Annotated in this window: 17 protein-coding genes; 16 read left to right on the top strand and 1 reads right to left on the bottom strand. The window is 65.0% G+C overall.

Features of this window, described 5'->3' with window-relative positions; translation table 11 throughout:
- The first annotated feature begins 7 nt into the window (after positions 1–7).
- The 13 genes from gspF (at position 8) to RLO07_RS08035 (ending at position 11,792) form a co-directional block, all read left to right on the top strand.
- Positions 8–1,228: a type II secretion system inner membrane protein GspF gene (gene gspF / locus RLO07_RS08095; protein WP_462291634.1), complete on the top strand. Its 1,221-nt coding sequence runs from the start codon at positions 8–10 to the stop codon at positions 1,226–1,228.
- A 4-nt stretch (positions 1,229–1,232) separates the two neighbouring features.
- On the top strand, positions 1,233–1,676 hold the full coding sequence (gene gspG, locus RLO07_RS08090) for a type II secretion system major pseudopilin GspG (protein WP_462291633.1): 444 nt from the start codon (positions 1,233–1,235) through the stop codon (positions 1,674–1,676).
- A gap of 4 nt (positions 1,677–1,680) precedes the next feature.
- On the top strand, positions 1,681–2,346 hold the full coding sequence (locus RLO07_RS08085; RefSeq protein ID WP_462291632.1) for a GspH/FimT family pseudopilin: 666 nt from the start codon (positions 1,681–1,683) through the stop codon (positions 2,344–2,346).
- Positions 2,327–2,761, top strand: a complete 435-nt coding sequence (gspI, locus tag RLO07_RS08080; RefSeq protein WP_462291631.1) for a type II secretion system minor pseudopilin GspI — start codon at positions 2,327–2,329, stop codon at positions 2,759–2,761. The genes RLO07_RS08085 and gspI overlap by 20 nt, the downstream gene beginning before the upstream one ends.
- The gene (gspJ, locus tag RLO07_RS08075) at positions 2,751–3,395 is read left to right on the top strand and encodes a type II secretion system minor pseudopilin GspJ (RefSeq protein WP_462291630.1); all 645 of its coding nucleotides are present in this window, start codon (positions 2,751–2,753) and stop codon (positions 3,393–3,395) included. Before gspI ends, gspJ begins: the two co-directional genes overlap by 11 nt.
- Positions 3,376–4,416 carry a type II secretion system minor pseudopilin GspK gene (gene gspK, locus RLO07_RS08070; protein WP_462291629.1) on the top strand — a complete coding sequence of 347 codons (1,041 nt, stop codon included), beginning with the start codon at positions 3,376–3,378 and terminating at the stop codon, positions 4,414–4,416. Before gspJ ends, gspK begins: the two co-directional genes overlap by 20 nt.
- 49 nt (positions 4,417–4,465) lie before the next feature.
- Complete coding sequence (gspL, locus tag RLO07_RS08065) at positions 4,466–5,659, top strand: type II secretion system protein GspL (protein WP_462291628.1); 1,194 nt, start codon at positions 4,466–4,468, stop codon at positions 5,657–5,659.
- Positions 5,659–6,132, top strand: coding sequence for a type II secretion system protein GspM (gene gspM, locus RLO07_RS08060; protein ID WP_462291627.1), 474 nt, complete (start codon positions 5,659–5,661; stop codon positions 6,130–6,132). Before gspL ends, gspM begins: the two co-directional genes overlap by 1 nt.
- A complete protein-coding gene (locus RLO07_RS08055; protein ID WP_462291626.1) occupies positions 6,129–6,896 on the top strand; it encodes a type II secretion system protein N in 768 nt (255 codons plus the stop codon). Before gspM ends, RLO07_RS08055 begins: the two co-directional genes overlap by 4 nt.
- Before the next feature lie 45 nt (positions 6,897–6,941).
- The gene (locus RLO07_RS08050) at positions 6,942–7,121 is read left to right on the top strand and encodes a rubredoxin (RefSeq protein ID WP_462291625.1); all 180 of its coding nucleotides are present in this window, start codon (positions 6,942–6,944) and stop codon (positions 7,119–7,121) included.
- Between the two features lie 27 nt (positions 7,122–7,148).
- Positions 7,149–8,936: a M24B family metallopeptidase gene (locus RLO07_RS08045; protein WP_462291624.1), complete on the top strand. Its 1,788-nt coding sequence runs from the start codon at positions 7,149–7,151 to the stop codon at positions 8,934–8,936.
- 74 nt (positions 8,937–9,010) lie between these two features.
- Entirely contained in the window at positions 9,011–10,360 is a 1,350-nt protein-coding gene (locus RLO07_RS08040) for a sodium-dependent transporter (protein WP_462291623.1), read from the top strand.
- Between the two features lie 43 nt (positions 10,361–10,403).
- A complete protein-coding gene (locus tag RLO07_RS08035) occupies positions 10,404–11,792 on the top strand; it encodes an alanine/glycine:cation symporter family protein (protein WP_462291622.1) in 1,389 nt (462 codons plus the stop codon).
- A 118-nt stretch (positions 11,793–11,910) separates the two neighbouring features.
- Here the strand turns inward: RLO07_RS08035 and RLO07_RS08030 are convergent, their stop codons facing one another.
- Positions 11,911–12,039: a hypothetical protein gene (locus tag RLO07_RS08030; RefSeq protein WP_462291621.1), complete on the bottom strand. Its 129-nt coding sequence runs from the start codon at positions 12,037–12,039 to the stop codon at positions 11,911–11,913.
- Between the two features lie 136 nt (positions 12,040–12,175).
- On the opposite strand from RLO07_RS08030, the gene RLO07_RS08025 reads away from it, so the two are divergent.
- From RLO07_RS08025 to RLO07_RS08015, 3 genes are read left to right on the top strand one after another with little or no spacing between them, the layout of a single operon-like run.
- Complete coding sequence (locus RLO07_RS08025; protein ID WP_462291620.1) at positions 12,176–12,475, top strand: ArsR/SmtB family transcription factor; 300 nt, start codon at positions 12,176–12,178, stop codon at positions 12,473–12,475.
- A 10-nt stretch (positions 12,476–12,485) separates the two neighbouring features.
- Positions 12,486–15,809, top strand: a complete 3,324-nt coding sequence (locus RLO07_RS08020; protein ID WP_462291619.1) for an efflux RND transporter permease subunit — start codon at positions 12,486–12,488, stop codon at positions 15,807–15,809.
- Positions 15,802–16,854, top strand: coding sequence for an efflux RND transporter periplasmic adaptor subunit (locus RLO07_RS08015; RefSeq protein ID WP_462291618.1), 1,053 nt, complete (start codon positions 15,802–15,804; stop codon positions 16,852–16,854). The genes RLO07_RS08020 and RLO07_RS08015 overlap by 8 nt, the downstream gene beginning before the upstream one ends.
- Positions 16,855–16,865 lie beyond the last annotated feature (11 nt).

Genomic DNA, 16,865 nt, shown 5'->3' with positions numbered 1-16,865 from the left:
GCTGGCGATGACGGCATATCGGTATCGGGCACTCAACCCTGGCGGCAAGCTGGTCAAGGGCGTGCTGGAGGGCGACTCCGAGCGGCAGGTGCGCAGCCAGCTGCGCAGCCAGAAGCTGCGGCCGGTGGAGGTGGAGGTGGCCAATCGCCAGGCGGCCAACCAGCCCCGCTTCAACCTTGCGTTCTTGCAGCCCCGGATCAGCGTGTCCGAGCTGGCGCTGGTCACCCGCCAGCTGGCGACCCTGGTGCAGTCGAACCTGCCGCTGGATGAGTGTCTGCAGGCCGCCGCCGAGCAGAGCCGCAAGGCGCGCACCAAGGGCCTGCTGTTGCAGGTGCGCTCGCGAGTGGCGGAGGGGCACACGCTGGCCTATGCGATGGGCGAGTTTCCGCTGGTGTTCAACGAAATGTACCGGGCCATGGTCAATGCCGGCGAGCATGCGGGCTACCTCGGACCGGTGCTGGCGCAGCTGGCGGACTACAATGAGCAGCGCCAGTACACCGCGCAGAAAATGAAAATGGCGATGATCTACCCCTTTATTCTCGTGGGGGTGGCCGTCGCCGTGGTGGTGGCGCTGATGGTCTTCGTGGTGCCGGAGCTGATCGGGATTTTCGCCCACACCAACCGCGAGCTGCCGCTGCTGACCCGCGGCCTGATCGCCGCCAGCGACTTCTCCCGCGACTATGCCCTCTGGGTTCTGCTGGCGGCGGTGGCCCTCGTCATCGGATTGCGACGCTGGCTGCGGCTGCCCGCGCGGCGCAAGCGCTGGCACGGCCTGCTGCTGCGCCTGCCCGGCATCTCCCGGCTGGTCACCGCCGTGGATACCGCCCGCTTTGCCTCCACCCTCAGCATCCTGATGGCCAGCGGCGTGCCGCTGCTGCAGTCGCTGCATATCGCCGGCCAGGTCTTGACCAACCTGGTATTGCGGGACGACAGTGCGCGGGTGGCAGAGAGGGTGCAGGAAGGCAGCAGCCTGCACCGGGCCCTGCGCGAAAGTGGCCGCTTTCCGCCGATGATGGTGCACATGGTGGCCAGCGGTGAAACCAGCGGTGAACTGGAAACCATGCTGCAGCGTTCGGCCACCAATCAGGAGCGGGAACTGGAAATGACGCTCGGTACCATGATGAGCCTGCTGGAGCCGCTGCTGGTCGTCTTCATGGGTGCCATGGTGCTGGTCATTGTCATGGCCATCCTGCTGCCTATTTTTGATCTCAATACAATGGTGCGATAGCGATATGAATATCCCGACAAGACGTGTGCAGGGGGGGTTCTCCCTGGTGGAAATTCTGGTGGTGCTGGTAATCATGGGGCTGCTGATCAGTGTGGTGGCGCCAACAGTGCTGAACCGTGCCGACGAGGCGCGGATCCAGAAGGTCCACGCTGACTTCAAGGCCATTGAGACAGCGCTCAAGATCTACCGGCTCGACAATTACGTGTATCCAACGACCGAGCAGGGGCTGCAGGCGCTGGTTTCCGCCAGCAATCTCGATCCACAGCCGCGGAATTTCAAGGACGGCGGTTATTTGCAGGAAGTCCCGCTGGACCCCTGGGGCCGCCCCTATCTGTACCTGAGTCCCGGTGAGCATGGCGAGGTGGACATCTATAGCCTGGGTGCCGATGGCTTGTCCGGGGGCGAGGGCCAGAATGCAGATGTCGGCAACTGGAAAGAGCAGGACTGATTCCGTGAGCCGTCGGCAGCGGGCGGCCTGCGCAGCCCCGGTCGGCGGCAGAGCGCCCCGCGGGAGGCTGCCCAACGGAAGGCCGCCCCACGGAAAGCCGCCCCACGGAAGGCCGCCCCACGGCTTCAGTCTGCTGGAGTTGCTGGTGGTGTTGTTCGTGGTGGTGCTGATTACCTCGCTGGCGACGCTGAATGTCGGCTCCGGCAACCAGGACCTGCGCCTGGAAGCCCAGGTGCGCGAGATCCAGAACATCGCCCTGTTCGCGCTTGATGAGGCCCAGATGTCGGGTCGCGACATGGGTTTGCTGCTGTTTCTGAATGCTCGTGGCCCGGAAACCACCTACGGCTACGCCTGGCGTGAACGGCGCCCCGAAGGTTGGCGCGCGCCGCTGGCAGCCTCTGACGTGTTCACCGAGCAGACACTGCCGGCGGAAGTGGACCTTGCACTGATGCTGGAAAATGTGCCGGAAACCGACCTGCAACCCGCGCCGGTGGCGGCGGATGCGGCGCCGCAGGTGATCTTCCATGCCAGTGGCGAGGTCGTTCCCGGCGAGCTGGAATTGCGCCGCCGTGATACAGGCGAGATTCTCTGGCGCCTGCAGTGGGACCTGCTGGGGCGGATGACGCTGCTGCGTCGCGGTGAAGTGGCAGATGACTTTGACCGCTCCTAGGAAGCCGTTGCGCCAGCCCGGCTTCACCCTGGTGGAGGTCATGGTGGCCCTGGCTGTGGTCGCGCTGGCGTTGCCGGCCCTGATGTTTGCCCTCTATCAACAGGTGGACGGCACCGGCTACCTGCGTGACAAGTCTCTGGCGCAGATGGTGGCCAACAACAAGCTGGTGGAGCTGCGGCTGCTCACCGCGGCCCGATCCGGACTCTTCAGCGGTGTCGACAGCGGCGTTGAGGAACTTGCCGGGCGGCAATGGCACTGGCGCCTGGCCAGCAGCGCCACCCAGGTCCAGTCCTTCTACCGGGTGGAGATTGCAGTGCGCGCAGGCGAGGACGAGAGCCGCCTGCCCTTGCATACCCTGGTCGCTTTCATGTTCGAGGACCGGCGTCAGGCTCCGGAGGTGCCCGGTGAGGAGTAGCGGGTTCACTCTGGTGGAAGTCCTGATCGCCCTGGCGATCACCGCCTTCGTGGCGGCGGTGTCCTACACCGGACTGTCGACCGTGATCAGCGGGGTCGAGAGTACGCGGGCGGTGGCCGAGCGCACCTGGGAAGTGAACCGCGCCCTGATGATTGTCAGCCGCGACCTGCGCCATTTTGTCGAGCGCCCGGTGCGGGACGAGTTCGGTGAAGAGGAGCCGGCACTGATCGGCGGGCGGGCGGCCCGCTTCATGCTGAGCTTTACCCGCAGCGGTTGGCACAATTCGGCCGAGTATCCGAGGAGCAACCTGCAGCGCGTCAACTACCTGTGGCTGGACGACAGCCTCTGGCGGGAGAGTTACCCGGTGCTGGACCGGGCCTCGGTGACCGAGCCGCAGCGCGTGTTGTTGCTGGAGGGGGTCACGGGCCTGCGCCTGTCATTCCTCGATACCCCGGAGTCCCTGCGCCCGGGTGCTCGCGGGACGGTGGTCGAGACCCGCAACTGGCCGGAAAACTGGGTGGCGGATACCAGCCGGCCCGGCGTCGCGCTGCCGCCCCCCGCGGCCGTGGAGTTGGTCCTCGAACTGGAAGATCTGGGCGAACTGAGGAGTCTGCATGCACTGCCGCCCCTGTGAGCCGCGCCACCCCGACGCCCAGCGCGGTGTGGCGCTGGTGGTGGCGCTGCTGGTGTTCGGCCTGTCCGCGGCCCTGCTGGTGGCCATGCAAAGCGAGTTCACCCTGTTCTACCAGCGCGGGTCCAATCTGTTCCTGGCCGAGCAGGGACATGCCTACCTGCGTGGTGCGGAAGAACTGGCAACGCTGGCGCTGGTGATGGACCACGATGCCGACCAGTCCCGGGAGCAGCCGCGGGATGATCTCGGCGAGTTCTGGGCCCAGCAGGCAACGCCCTATCCGCTGGACGAGGGAGGCTGGCTGGTGGGCTCGCTGCAGGATCTGCAGGGGCGCTTCAACCTGAATTTGCTGGCTGCCACCGTGACCGGTACAGGCGAGGACGGGACGGACAGCGCCCGTTTCACGCCCGCCCAGGCCTTCTTTATCCGCCTGCTGCAGGCGCTGCCGGAGTTACAGCTCGACTCCCGCGAAGCGATAGCGCTGACCCAGGCCATCGGTGACTGGCTGGACCCGGATACAATTACCCGCCCGTTCGGGGCCGAGGATGATTTCTACAGTGGCCAGAGTCCTCCCTATCGCGCCGCCAACCGCCCCATGGCCAGCGCCAGCGAGCTGCGGGCAGTGGCCAATGTGACCCCGGAGCTTTACCGCGCACTGGCGCCCCTGGTGACAGTCTGGCCGCAAACACCTGCGCCCCTGAATATTCACACGGCGGCGCTGCCGCTGCTGCGGTCGATAAATGGCGACGGTGAGCTTGTGCCCTTGAGCGAAATGGAGGCCGAGGCCCTGTTTCAGCGCCAGCGCAGCGAGGGTGGCTTCGCCAGCCTGGACGCACTGCTGGAAGCGCCGGCCTTCGCTGACAAGAACATGGAGGGAGTGCGCAGTCTGCTCGGCGAGAGCTCGTCCTGGTTTCTGTTGACCGCAGAGGTCGAAGTTGCCGATCGCAACATGCGCTTGTACAGTGTGCTGCACCGCGATGAGCGCACGGTACGGGCTGTGGCCCGCGCGTCCGGCAGCCTCTGATGCAGGGCTGGCGGGTGTATCCAACAACGGTAACAACGGAGATTACGGTTTGCAGAATCTAGCCGTCGTGCGCTTGCTTGACGATGTCCTCGCCTGGTATCCGCCGGGTGCCGGTGAGCAGCCGCGCCTGCTCGACAGCCCGGACGCGCGGGCCCGGTTCCGGGATACACTGAAAAGCTCGCGCCTGCAGGCCTGCTTTGCCGCCCCGGGCGCAGAAGTGCGCCTGCTGCACGTGATGGTGAGCCCGGAGGAAAAAAAGCACTTGCAGCAGGCGCTGCCGTTCCTGCTGGAGGAGCAGCTCGCCGAAGACATAGAAGAGCTGCATTTCGCGACCTGCCCGCTGGACAAGACCACCTTTGGGGTCGCTGTGTGTCGACACTCGGCAATGGCTGCCTGGGAGGACCTGCTGGCGGACCTGCCCGAGCTGCCGCAGTGGTTGCCGGAACCCCTGCTGCTGCCCTGGCAGACGGGTGAATGGTGCCTGGTCATGGCGGCGGATGCGGTGATCGTGCGCAGCGGCGAATGCGAGGGCTACACGGTTGAGCCGGAACTGCTGCCGATGCTGCTGACAGCTGCGGCCGAGGCGGCGCCACCCCGGGCACTGGTAGTCTACGGCGGCGACCGGGAGCGCGAGCTGGCACTGATCCCCATGGCCTTGCAGGATCGGGTGCAATGGCGTCAGGGCAACCTGTGCTCTGCCCTGATGCTGGCGCGGGATGAGCACCCTCTGAACCTGCGCCAGGGTCCCTACGCGGCGCGGTTGCCGCTGACGCGCTGGTGGCAGCAGTGGCGCGTGGCCGCCATGGTGCTGGCTGTCGCGTTTGCCCTGCAACTGCTTGCCACCTGGGCCGACTACCGGTCGCTCAGCAATGAAAATCTGGCACTGCGCGCGGCGGTGGAAACCAGCTACCGGCAAGCCGTGCCCGAGGGAGCGCTGGTAGATGCGGAACGCCAGCTGCGGCGCCAGCTGGATGGCCTGCGCGGCGGTGGCGGTGGTGGTGGCTTTGTGCGTCTGCTGGAGCAGGCGGGCGGCATCATTGCCCAACGCCCGGGTACCAGTATCGTCAGCATCAACTACAACCAGCGCGGCGGTGAAATGCGCCTGAACCTGGTCGCCAATGACTTTGCGGCGGTGGAGCAGCTGCGCGCTGGCCTGGCGGACGCCGGCCTGGCGGCGGTCATGGAAAGCAGCAGCGCCCAGGGTGACGGCGTCCGCGCCCGAATTCGGGTAGGGGGCGCCTGATGCAAGCCTGGTTTGCGCGTCTGGATCGTCGCGAACAACTGAGTGTGCTGGTGCTGGCCGCAGTTGTCGGCCTGTATCTGCTGTGGGTATTGCTGTGGTCGCCTGTTTCCGCCATGCGCGATCGCATCGCGGAGCAGAACGCGGCGACCGCTGCAGCCCTGGTGCGGGTCGATACTCTGGTCGCCGAACTGCAGCAGGCCCGCGCATCCTCGGGCCCGGGTGGGCAGCGCAGCAACCTGGCGGCGGTGGTGAACCAGAGTACCGGTCGTTTCGGTTTGCCCGTGAATCGACTCCAGCCCGGTAGCCGGGGCGACCTGCAGGTGCGGCTGGAGAATGCGCGGTTTGCCGACCTGATTGCCTGGCTGCACCAGCTGGAGCTGGGTGAGGGCCTGCTGCTGGAAGAGGTGGCGATTACCCAGGCCGGCAGTGCCGGTTTTGTCAACGCCACCGTCCGCATCGGCCAGGGCTTGTGATCGGGGGCCGCTGGCTGGCCGGGGCGCTGGCCCTGTTCGTGTTGCTGGTATTGCTGGCCAGCAGCGCTCCCGCCCACCTGCTGCTGCGGGTGCTGGAAAACACACCGGTCACGGCGCAGGCCCTGCAGGGTACGATCTGGCAAGGGCGTGCGGGCCGGGTGCTGGTGGCCACGGATGCGGGTCTGCTGCATCTGGGGGAGGTCAGCTGGTCGCTGCGGCCCTGGTCGCTGCTGGCGCTGGCGCCGCGGCTGCAAGTCGGCAGCCGCTGGGGTGGTCAGCGCCTGCAGGCAGAGCTGCAAATCCGCGGGCGCAGCGACATTACCCTGGAGAATCTTGATGCCAGCTTTAACGCAGCGCTGTTGCGTCACCTGGCCCCGGTTGCGCTGCAGGGAGTTGTTTCCCTGCAGGCAACGCAGCTGCGCCTGCGCGATGGTCTCCCGGTACAGACGACAGAGGGCCGCCTGCTGTGGCAGCAGGCGGCCTGGGATGCGCCCCGCGGCATCCTGCCGTTGGGCAGCTATGTGGTGGAGGTTTCCCAGCCTCGTGGCGGCGACCTGGCAGGCACAGTGCTGACCCTGGAAGGCCCGGTGCGCGCCACCGGTCAGTTGCAGTTGGCGCGGTCGAGTTATAGCATCGCGGTGCTGATTAGCCACGACGGGCGCTGGGAGCCGCAGCTGCAGGAAGCGCTCTCGCTGCTGGCGCGGCCGGTGGCGGAAGGTTACGACCTGCGCCTGGAAGGCCAGCTGCCAGTACCCGGCGCCTGAGTAGAGGTGTCACCTGTTTCCAACCCTGACAAGGAACTTGCGCCGATGAGCGATGCTGACTACCGCAAATACGAGTGTGTGATCTGTGGCTATATCTACGATGAGGCACTGGGAATTCCCGAGGACGGTATTCCCCCCGGGACGCGCTGGGAAGATCTGCCCGAGACCTGGGAGTGCCCTGATTGCGGTATCTCCAAATCCGATTTTGACCTGATGGAAGACTGAGCTCCTTCACCCCACTGGACATTGACCATGCCAACAGCCACCCGGCTCGCTGCCCTGCGCCAACTGCTGAGATCGCGCGGCTATGACGCCCTCGTGATCCCGCGGGCGGATGAGCACCTGGGCGAATATATTCCCCCGCACAATGAGCGCCTGTTGTGGGCGACCGGCTTTACCGGGTCCGCCGGCATGGCTGTGATCCTCCGCGATGGGGCCGGGATTTTTGTCGACGGCCGCTACACGGTACAGGTACGGCAGCAGGTGCCCGCTGGGGACTTCAGCTACCACCATCTACTCGAGGAGCCGCCAGTGGAGTGGCTGCTGGCCTGCCTGCAGCCCGGTGCCCGGGTGGCGGTGGATCCGCGCCTGCACAATCTGCAGTGGCTGCGCGAGACCGAGGCCGAACTGGCGGCTGCGGATCTGGTGCTGTGCCTGGATACCGATAACCTGGTCGATCGCTGCTGGCACGATCGCCCGGCCGCGCAGGTACAGCCCGCGCTGCTGCTGGACGAATCGCACACTGGCGAATCCAGCGTCAGCAAGCGGAACCGGATCGGTGCCGCGGTCAAGGCGCTGGGCGCGGACGGCGCCCTGATATTTGCCCCCGATTCCGTGTCCTGGCTGCTCAACCTGCGCGGGCGCGACGTTCCCTGTCTCCCGGTGCTGCAGTCCCTCGCCTTGCTGTGGACAGACGGCTCCGTGGATCTGATGGTTGAGCCGGCGCGGATGCCGACCGGCTGGCAACAGCACTGTGGCGCGAACGTGCGCCTGCACACACCGGCGGAGGCCGAGGCGTTGCTCGGCACACAGGCGGGCAAACGGGTGCTGGCGGACCCGGTGACCGCCAATGCCTGGTCACAGCAGTTGCTGGAACAGGGCGGTGCCACACTCGTGGCGGGCACCGACCCGGTACTCCTGCCCAAGGCGTGCAAGAATGCGGTGGAAATTGCCGGCGCCCGCGCCGCCCACGTCCGCGATGCAGTCGCTGTGGTGCGCTTCCTGGCCTGGCTCGATGGCGAGCAGGCCGAGGGGCGTCTGTACGACGAGGCGCAACTGGCAGAACGCTTGCTGGACTTCAGATCCGGCGCGGAGCACTTCCAGGGGCCGTCCTTTGACACCATCTCGGCCGCTGGCAGCAATGCCGCCATGTGCCACTACAACCATCGCAATGGCACCCCCGCCAGGCTGCAGCCGGACTCGGTGTATCTGGTCGATTCCGGTGGCCAGTACATCGACGGCACCACCGACATCACCCGCACCGTGGCCATTGGTGACCCCGGTGCCGAGGTGCGACGCCTGTTTACGCTGGTACTGAAAGGGCATATCGCCCTGGACCAGGCGCGCTTTCCGAAGGGGACCACCGGCACCCATCTCGATGTGCTGGCGCGACAGTATCTGTGGCGGGAGGGCCATGACTACGATCACGGTACCGGCCACGGCGTCGGTGCCTTCCTCAGCGTCCACGAGGGACCCCAGCGCATTGCCAAGGCCTGGGCGCCGGTGCCCCTGCAGCCGGGCATGATCATCAGCAACGAGCCCGGGTACTACCGGGACGGTGCTTTCGGTATCCGCTGTGAAAACCTGGTGGTGGTGGCCGAGGTGGCGGGCGACATGGAAAAGCCGATGTACGGATTGCAAGCGTTGACGCTGGTTCCCTTCGACCGGCGCCTGCTGGACCTGTCCCTGTTGGACGCCCGGGAGCTGCAGTGGCTGGATACCTACCACGCCCAGGTCGCTGGCACCGTCGGGCCGCTGTTGCCGGCTGCGGAGCAGGCCTGGCTGCAGCAGGCCTGTGCACCGCTTGCCGTCGACAGCTAGCCGCCCGCAGCTGATCGGCGGCGGGCTTTTGTGTACACTTGCGACCATAACGACAACAGCTGGAGTTTGACTTTATGGCCATAGCGGCAGCAGACCACTGGTCATCGCGCTTTGCCTTCCTCATGGCCGCAGTCGGCTTCGCGGTCGGCCTTGGCAATATCTGGCGCTTTCCCTATATCACGGGGGAAAATGGTGGCGCCGCCTTCGTCATTATCTACCTGGTATGTGCGTTCGCGATTGGGGTCCCTATCCTGGTTGCCGAGCTGATGGTGGGTCGCAGGGGCCAGTCCAGCCCGCCGGAAGCGGTGGCGGTGGTCGCGACAGAAAGCCGGCGCAGCCGCCAGTGGCAGTGGGTGGGGGGCATGGGACTGCTGGCTGCCTACAGCATTGAGATTGTCTACGCCGCCATTGTCGGCTGGGTGCTGTGGTACCTGTACAAGGCGGTTACCACCGGCTTTGCCGATGTGGATGCCCTGAATGCCAGCAGCCAGTTCGCGGCGGTGCTGGATGACACCGCGGGCATGCTGTTCTGGACCCTCGTAGGCCTGCTGATCACCGGCTTGATCATCTACGCCGGGGTCAAGGAAGGCATCGAGCGCGCCGTGGTGGTGATGATGCCACTGATGTTCCTGTTGCTGGTGGGCTTGGCGACCTACAATTATTTCGTCGGCGGTTTCCGCGAGGCGGTTACCTGGCTGTTTACCCCGGATTTCAGCAAGATCGGGCCGGATGTATTCCTGGTGGCCATCGGCCAGGCTTTTTTTTCCATCGGCGTCGCCATGGGCGGGATGATGATCTATGGCTCCTACCTGCCGAAGTCCATATCCATCGGCCAGTCCGTACTGATTATCGTGGTGGCCGATACCGCCGTGGCCCTGCTGGCCGGCCTGGTCATATTCCCCGCCGTGTTCCACCACGGGCTGGATCCGGCGGCCGGAGCTGGACTGATTTTCCAGACCCTGCCGGTGGCGTTTGCGCAGATGCCCGGCGGGCACCTGTTCGGTGTCCTGTTCTTCACCATGCTGGCGGTAGCCGGTATTACCTCCATGGTCGGGCTGGTGGAGTGCGTGAACGCCTGGATCGAGGAGCGCTTTGGCATGCCACGGCATCGCAGCGCGGTGTTGGTGATCGGTTCGGTGGCGGTGCTGAGCATCTTCAGTATCCTTTCTTACAACGTGCTTGGCGATATCAGTTTTGGCGGCCGCAACTTCAATGACACCATGGATTATTTCTCCAACCAGATCCTGTTGCCCCTGGGCGGCCTGTTCATTGCCGTTTTTGCCGGCTGGGCAATGACCCGCGATGCCAGTCGCGATGAACTCTGGAGCATGAGTAGCGGCGCGTATGAGCTCTGGCGTTTCATGATCCGCTTCGTGGTGCCGCCGGCACTGGTGATCATTTTCATCTCGGGTATCGGCGGCTGAGTTACGCCCGCCCCGCGCCGCCCACACTGAGTCCGGAGTCTCCATGCTGAACATGGTCAATGATTTTCTCTGGGGCCAGATCCTGATCGCGGTCCTGGTGGGTGTCGGGCTGCTCTTTACGCTTGGGTCCCGCGGGGTGCAGTTCCGCTATTTCGGCCGCATGTTCGGCGTGCTGCGCGGCGGAATGCACCACGAACACGGTCATATCACTTCCTTTCAGGCATTGGTGGTGTCGGTCGCGGGCCGGGTCGGCAGCGGCAATATCGCGGGTGTGGCCGTCGCCATTACCCTCGGCGGCCCGGGCGCCGTGTTCTGGATGTGGGTCATCGGGCTGATGGGGATGGCCACCAGCTTCTTCGAGTGCTCACTGGCGCAGCTGTTCAAGCGCGCCGAGCCGGACGGAACCTACCGCGGCGGGCCAGCCTACTATCTCACCCACGGTATTCGTCAGCGCGGGCTCGCTGCGGTGTATTCGGTGCTGCTGCTGGTGACCTTCGGGCTGGGATTCAACGCGGTGCAGTCCTATGTGGTGGCGACATCGCTGCAGGCCTCGTTCGGTGTCTCGACCTGGGTGACCGGGCTGGTGATGGTGGCGTTTCTCGGGGTGGTTATTTTTGGCGGGATCCGACGCATTGCCCTGGTCGCGGAAGTGATCGTGCCGCTGATGGCGCTGGCCTATTTTCTCGCTGCCTTGTTGGTGATTGTGCTCAATATCAGTGCAGTGCCGGCGGCGCTCTGGTACATCGTCGAAAGTGCCTTCGGCCTGGAGCAGGCGGTGGGCGGCGGCCTCGGCGCGGTGATCATGCAGGGGGTCAAGCGCGGCTTGTTCAGCAACGAAGCGGGACTGGGTAGCGCTCCCAACGTGGCCGCTGTCGCCCATGTGCCGCACCCGGCCAACCAGGGTATCGTCCAGGCCTTCAGCGTTTTTATCGACACCGTGATCATGTGTACCTGTACGGCAGTCATCATCCTGCTCTCGGATGTGTACCAGCCGGGTGCTGCGGGTGTGGACGGGGTAATCCTTACCCAGTCCGCCATGGGCAGCCATGTTGGCGCCTGGGGAGCGAGTTTCGTTTCAGTGGCGCTGGTGCTGTTTGCCTTCAGCTCGATCATGTACAACTATTATCTGGGTGACAACAGCCTCAGTTTCTTCAGCCACGACAATCCCGCGGTGGCCAACGTGTTCCGGGTGGCAGTACTGGGGCTGGTATTCTGGGGTTCGTTACAGGATCTGAGCACCGTATTCGGATTCGCCGAACTTACCATGGGCCTGCTGGCGCTGGTCAACCTGGTGGGCCTGGTATGGATGTACAGGATCGGGATGCGGCTGCTGGGGGATTACGACTCCCAGCTGCGCGCAGGCAACGAGCCGCGCCTGCGGCTGCAGGACTGGAGCGATCTGGATATTGATGAGCGGGCCTGGCGCGATTGAGCCAGCGGTGCCCGCTAGGCCGGCGGTGGAATGAACTGGATGATCGCAATTGCCAGCAGGAAAGCGGCGCAGAGAATTTGCAGCCAGGTTTTGCGAGACATGCAAGTTTCCTCTGGCGCTAGCCCGGGAGTCCGGGTTGCTCGGCAAGGATGACGTCGTAAAGCGGCTGGAAACTGAACCAGGCGGCATCCTCGCCCCCCATGCCGCTGGTATCCCGGCTCATGATGATCTTATTGGCCGTGGCCATGATATTGCTCCATGCTATGCTCCGTATGCATTGTAATCCTTTTCCGGGGTTCTGTTGTCATGGTGGTCTTTTGTATATTATAGAAGCCTAATATTATTGGCCTTCGACTCGCCTGGCATACAGAGAGGGAGTAGTGATGATAGACGCCGATGCCATGGCCCTTCGCGCTGGAGAAGCAGCGCAGTTGCTCAAGCAACTGGCCAATGAAAAGCGCCTCATGATCCTTTGCGCGCTGGTGCAGGGAGAGCAATCCGTGGGCGCACTCAACGCCAGCGTGGCATTGTCCCAGTCTGCCCTGTCACAGCATCTCGCGCGCCTGCGCGAGGCCGGCCTGGTCACCCCGCGCCGCGACGGCCAGCTGATCTACTACGCGCTGGCAGGGGACGAGGCGCCCGCTATCCTGCACGTGCTGCACACACTTTACTGCGCCGACTGAGGGTGGTTCGTTGACACATCCCCTGGATCGACTGGTCGCGTACACACTCGGTGGAGGTCTGCCCAAGGCCCTGTTCTTCGTCGGCCTGCTGGTCGGTTTCATCTCGCTGCTGTACACCCCGCGTGAAGAAGAGCCGCAGATCGTGGTGCCGGTGGTGGATGTATTTGTCGAGGCGCCCGGCCTGGACGCCCGCCAGGTCGAGCGCCAGGTCGCCATCCCCCTGGAGAAGCTGCTGGCCCAGATCCCCGGGGTGGAGCATGTCTATTCCTCCACCTCGCCCGGACGCACCGCGGTCACCCTGGCGTTCTTTGTGGGCGAGGATCGCGAAGAATCCCTGCTCAATACCTACAACAAGCTGTACTCCAACCAGCAGCAGATGCCCGCCGTGGTAAGTGACTGGTATCTGCGCCCGGTGGAAGTGGATGACGTTGCGATCGTGGTGCTGGCCCTGTGGTCCAGCAACCCGGAGCGGTACAGTGACCACGACCTGCGACGCACGGCGGATGAGCTCTCCACCCATCTGCAGCGGATACCGGACTCGGGCGAAGTCACGGTGACCGGTGGGCGCGCGCGGCAGGTGCAGATTCTGCTGGATCCGGAGGCGCTGGCCGCCCGCAGGACCACCGCCGCCGATGTGGTATCCGCGCTGACGGTATCCAACCAGCTGCAGCCTGCAGGTCGCTGGTCGTTCAACAATGAATCGATCCTGCTGGAAAGCGGCGACGCCCTGCGCAGTCCCGCTGACCTGCCCGGCCTGGTGATCAATGTGATCGACGGCGCGCCGGTATACCTGCAGGAGGTGGGGCGGATCGTCGACGGTCCCGAGGAGCCCGCGGCCTACACCTGGATAGCGTTCTCCGAGCGCGAATCGAGAGCAGCAGTGACCAGCGGCCAGCGCTACCCCATGGTCACCCTGAATGTGGCCAAGAAGCCCGGCACCAACGCGGTCAGGGTTGCCCAGCAGGTACACGGGGAACTGGCGCGGTTGCAGCGGGAGCTGTTGCCCGCTGACCTGCACCTGGAAGTGCTGCGCGACTATGGCCAGACCGCGGACGAGAAGGTCAACAATCTCACCAGCAGCCTGGGCTTTGCCATTGTCACCGTGGTGGTCTTCATCAGTGTGTTCCTGGGCTGGCGGGCAGGTCTGGTGGTCGGCCTTGCGGTACCGATCTGCTACGGCATCACCCTGGCCCTGGACATGGCCTTTGGCTACACCATCAATCGGGTGACCCTGTTTGCCCTCATCCTGTCCCTGGGACTGCTGGTGGACGACCCGATCACCGGCGTCGACAATATCGCCCGCAACTTTGCCGAGGGCCGGGGCCCGCGGGCCCGCCGTATTGTCGACGCCATGGCAGAGATTCGCATTCCCCTGCTGATGTCGACCCTCACCATTGTCTTTGCGTTCCTGCCGCTGGCATTCATTACCGGCATGATGGGCCCCTACATGGCCCCCATGGCTTTCAACGTGCCGGTGGCGGTGATCAGCAGTACTGCCGTGGCCTTCATGGTCACGCCCTGGCTGGCCAGCCGGTTCCTGCCCTCGGTGGACAGCGACGAACTGGAGGCCCTGACCAGCGCTCCTGCCGATCCCCGCGCCGACGGGCTCTACGCCCGCTGGATGCGGCCGATACTGGCCGGGCGCGGCAAGGCGAAAATTGTGGTTTGGGTGGTCGTGGTGCTGTTCGTGCTGGCGGCGAGTCTGCCCCTGTTCCGGCTGGTACCGCTGAAGCTGCTGCCCTACGACAACAAGAACGAGGTGCAGGTGCTGGTGGATATGCCGGAGTCCGCTACTCTGGAGCACACCGCTGCAGTCAGCCAGCGGGTCTCGCAGGCGTTGCTGCGAGTGCCGGAGGTGCGCGCGGTGGCGGCCTTTGTCGGCCAGCCGTCCCCGATCGACTTCAATGGCATGGTGCGGCGCCACTACCAGCGTCAGGCGCCGTATCTCGCAGATCTGCGCATCACTCTGGTCGACAAGGCCGACCGCGAACACCAGTCCCATGCGGTGGTGCTGCGCATTCGGGAGTTGCTCGAACCTCTGCAGGGCGACGGGGTAAGACTGAAAGTGGTGGAGGTACCGCCGGGGCCGCCAGTCATGAGCACACTGGTCGCCGAAATCTATGGCGATACGCTGACCCCCTATGTCAGCCAGCAGCAGGCAGCGCTGATCCTGGCGCAGCGGTTGCAGCGCGAAGCGCATGTGGTGGAGGTGGATACCTCGGTGGAGGATCCACATCAGCGTGTGCGCTTTGTTACCGACAAGACCAAGGCGGCGCTCTCCGGTGTCTCCACCACCGATATCAACCAGATTATCGCCATGGCCAATCGGGGATATGTGGCGGGACACCTCCAGCTGTCGGGCGAGGCGCTGCCGCTGCCGGTGTTGATGCGCCTGGCGCCCGAGCAGCGAGTGTCCCTGCACGACTTCGAGCGCCTGCAGGTCAAGGGCAGGGCGGGTATCACCCAGGCCAGCAGCGCCCAGGGCCTGGATGCCGCGCCGCAACCACTGGTGGCACTGGGCGAGCTGGGAAAGTTTCAGCGTAGCGACGCGGAACAGGCCATCCAGCGCAAGGATCTGCGTCCGGTAGTGTATGTTACCGCGGAGCTGTCCGGGCGCCCGCCGGCGGATGTCATTGCTGATCTGGTGGCGGACAGGGGCGGCGACGCGGGTACCGCCAATGCGTGGCAGGGACGCAGTTTTCTCAGCCCCGGCGGCGGTGACGGCTGGCAGCTGCCGGACGATATCGAAGTGCGCTGGACCGGGGAAGGGGAGTGGCGCATTACCGTCGACGTCTTCCGCGACATGGGCCTGGCCTTTGCTTTCGCCCTGGTGGCGATCTTCTTTGTGCTGCGAATACAGACTGCGTCGGTGGCCCTGTCCCTGATCATCATGGCCGCCATTCCACTGACGGTGATAGGGATCATGCCGGGCTTCTGGTTGCTGAACCTGATCGGTGAGCGGGAGGTGGCCGGGGCACCGGATCCGGTCCTGTTCACCGCCACCGCGATGATCGGCATGATTGCGCTGGCGGGGATTGTGGTGCGCAATTCGCTGATCCTGGTGGAGTTTGTGACCCAGGCCCGGGACCGTGGGGCCAGTGTGACCGAGGCTCTGCTGGAGGCGGGGCATGTGCGCATGCGACCAGTACTGTTGACGGCTGGTACCACCATGCTGGGCAACCTGGTCATCATTCTCGACCCGGTATTCAGTGGCCTCGCCCTGGCCATCATTTTTGGCATTGTCGCATCCACCCTGTTGACCCTGGTGGTGGTGCCGGTGGTGTACCTGCTGGTCTTTGACAAACCTGCCGAGGAGGCTGTTGCCAATGAATAGAATGCGTACCTGGCTGCCCGCTCTGGGCGCGGTAGTGCTTCTGGTACTGCTGGTGGCCTGGATGGCGGGCCTGTTCCGCGAGCGGCTGACACCGGGGCTGGAAGAACAGCAGGCTGTGGGGCCGGAGCCTGGTTACCTTGTCGAACCGGAGGTGGTGCCCGTGAGTGAGCCGGTGGCCGGTTCCGTGGAGGCCAAGCAGGCCACCATTGTATCGTCGCGCATCATGTCCCGGATTCAGAAGATCCATGTACGCTCCGGTGACCAGGTCAGCGAAGGCCAGGTCCTGGTAGAGCTGGAAAAATCCGATCTCGAGGCCCGTGTTGCGCAGGCCATCGACCAGATCGCCGCAGTCAGGGCGCGGTTGACCGAAGCCGAGCGCAATCTGCAGCGGGCAGTGGAACTGCAGGGGCGTGGCCTGCTGTCCGTGGCGGACAGGGACGCAGCCCAGGCCAATCGCGATACCCTGCAGGCGGAGTTGCAGAGCGCCGAACAGGTGTTGGCAGAGTCCCGGGCAGCGCTGGCCTACGCATCCATCCAGTCGCCCATTGACGGCCGGGTCGTGGACCGGTTCGCCGAGCCCGGCGACACGGCCGCGCCCGGCTCGCGCCTGATCTCTCTGTATAACCCGTTGTCACTGCGGGTTGAAGCCCAGGTGCGGGAACAGCTGGCCCTGGCACTGGCTATCGGTCAGCCCATACCGGTGAGCCTGCCGGCACTGGATCTTCATATAGAGGGCGCCATCGAGGAGATAGTGCCGGCCGCCGAGCCCGGTTCACGCAGCTTTCAGGTGAAGATTCGCCTGCCTTACGATGAGCGCCTGCTGCCCGGCATGTACGCCCGTGTCTCGGTGCCCGCGGGATCCGGGCAGCGTCTGTATGTGCCGACGTCGCTGCTGGCCCGGGTCGGTCAGCTGTGGGTGGTCAGTGTCTCGGGGCCGGAAGGGCCCGAGCGCCGTTTTCTGCGCCTGGGCCGGGAGCTGCCGGATGGTCGCGCTGAAGTCGTATCGGGCCTGGCGCCGGGGGAGCAGGTGCTGCCGCTGGAGTAGGCCCTCCAGCG

The organism is Haliea sp. (assembly GCF_040221975.1).
In the GTDB taxonomy this organism is placed as follows: Bacteria; Pseudomonadota; Gammaproteobacteria; order Pseudomonadales; family Halieaceae; genus Haliea.
The sequence above is the reverse complement of the archived record's forward strand: the minus strand, read 5'-3'. Positions and strand labels throughout refer to the sequence as shown.

What these genes read in the sequence shown, in the direction of transcription:
- RLO07_RS08045 (WP_462291624.1), top strand. Translation starts at nt 7,149, where the DNA reads ATGCCAACAGCCACCCGGCTCGCTGCCCTGCGCCAACTGCTGAGATCG.
- RLO07_RS08050 (WP_462291625.1), top strand. Translation starts at nt 6,942, where the DNA reads ATGAGCGATGCTGACTACCGCAAATACGAGTGTGTGATCTGTGGCTAT.
- RLO07_RS08015 (WP_462291618.1), top strand. Translation starts at nt 15,802, where the DNA reads ATGAATAGAATGCGTACCTGGCTGCCCGCTCTGGGCGCGGTAGTGCTT.
- gspI (WP_462291631.1), top strand. Translation starts at nt 2,327, where the DNA reads ATGACTTTGACCGCTCCTAGGAAGCCGTTGCGCCAGCCCGGCTTCACC.
- gspM (WP_462291627.1), top strand. Translation starts at nt 5,659, where the DNA reads ATGCAAGCCTGGTTTGCGCGTCTGGATCGTCGCGAACAACTGAGTGTG.
- RLO07_RS08035 (WP_462291622.1), top strand. Translation starts at nt 10,404, where the DNA reads ATGCTGAACATGGTCAATGATTTTCTCTGGGGCCAGATCCTGATCGCG.
- RLO07_RS08040 (WP_462291623.1), top strand. Translation starts at nt 9,011, where the DNA reads ATGGCCATAGCGGCAGCAGACCACTGGTCATCGCGCTTTGCCTTCCTC.
- RLO07_RS08025 (WP_462291620.1), top strand. Translation starts at nt 12,176, where the DNA reads ATGATAGACGCCGATGCCATGGCCCTTCGCGCTGGAGAAGCAGCGCAG.
- gspF (WP_462291634.1), top strand. Translation starts at nt 8, where the DNA reads ATGACGGCATATCGGTATCGGGCACTCAACCCTGGCGGCAAGCTGGTC.
- gspK (WP_462291629.1), top strand. Translation starts at nt 3,376, where the DNA reads ATGCACTGCCGCCCCTGTGAGCCGCGCCACCCCGACGCCCAGCGCGGT.
- gspG (WP_462291633.1), top strand. Translation starts at nt 1,233, where the DNA reads ATGAATATCCCGACAAGACGTGTGCAGGGGGGGTTCTCCCTGGTGGAA.
- RLO07_RS08030 (WP_462291621.1), bottom strand. Translation starts at nt 12,039, where the DNA reads ATGGCCACGGCCAATAAGATCATCATGAGCCGGGATACCAGCGGCATG.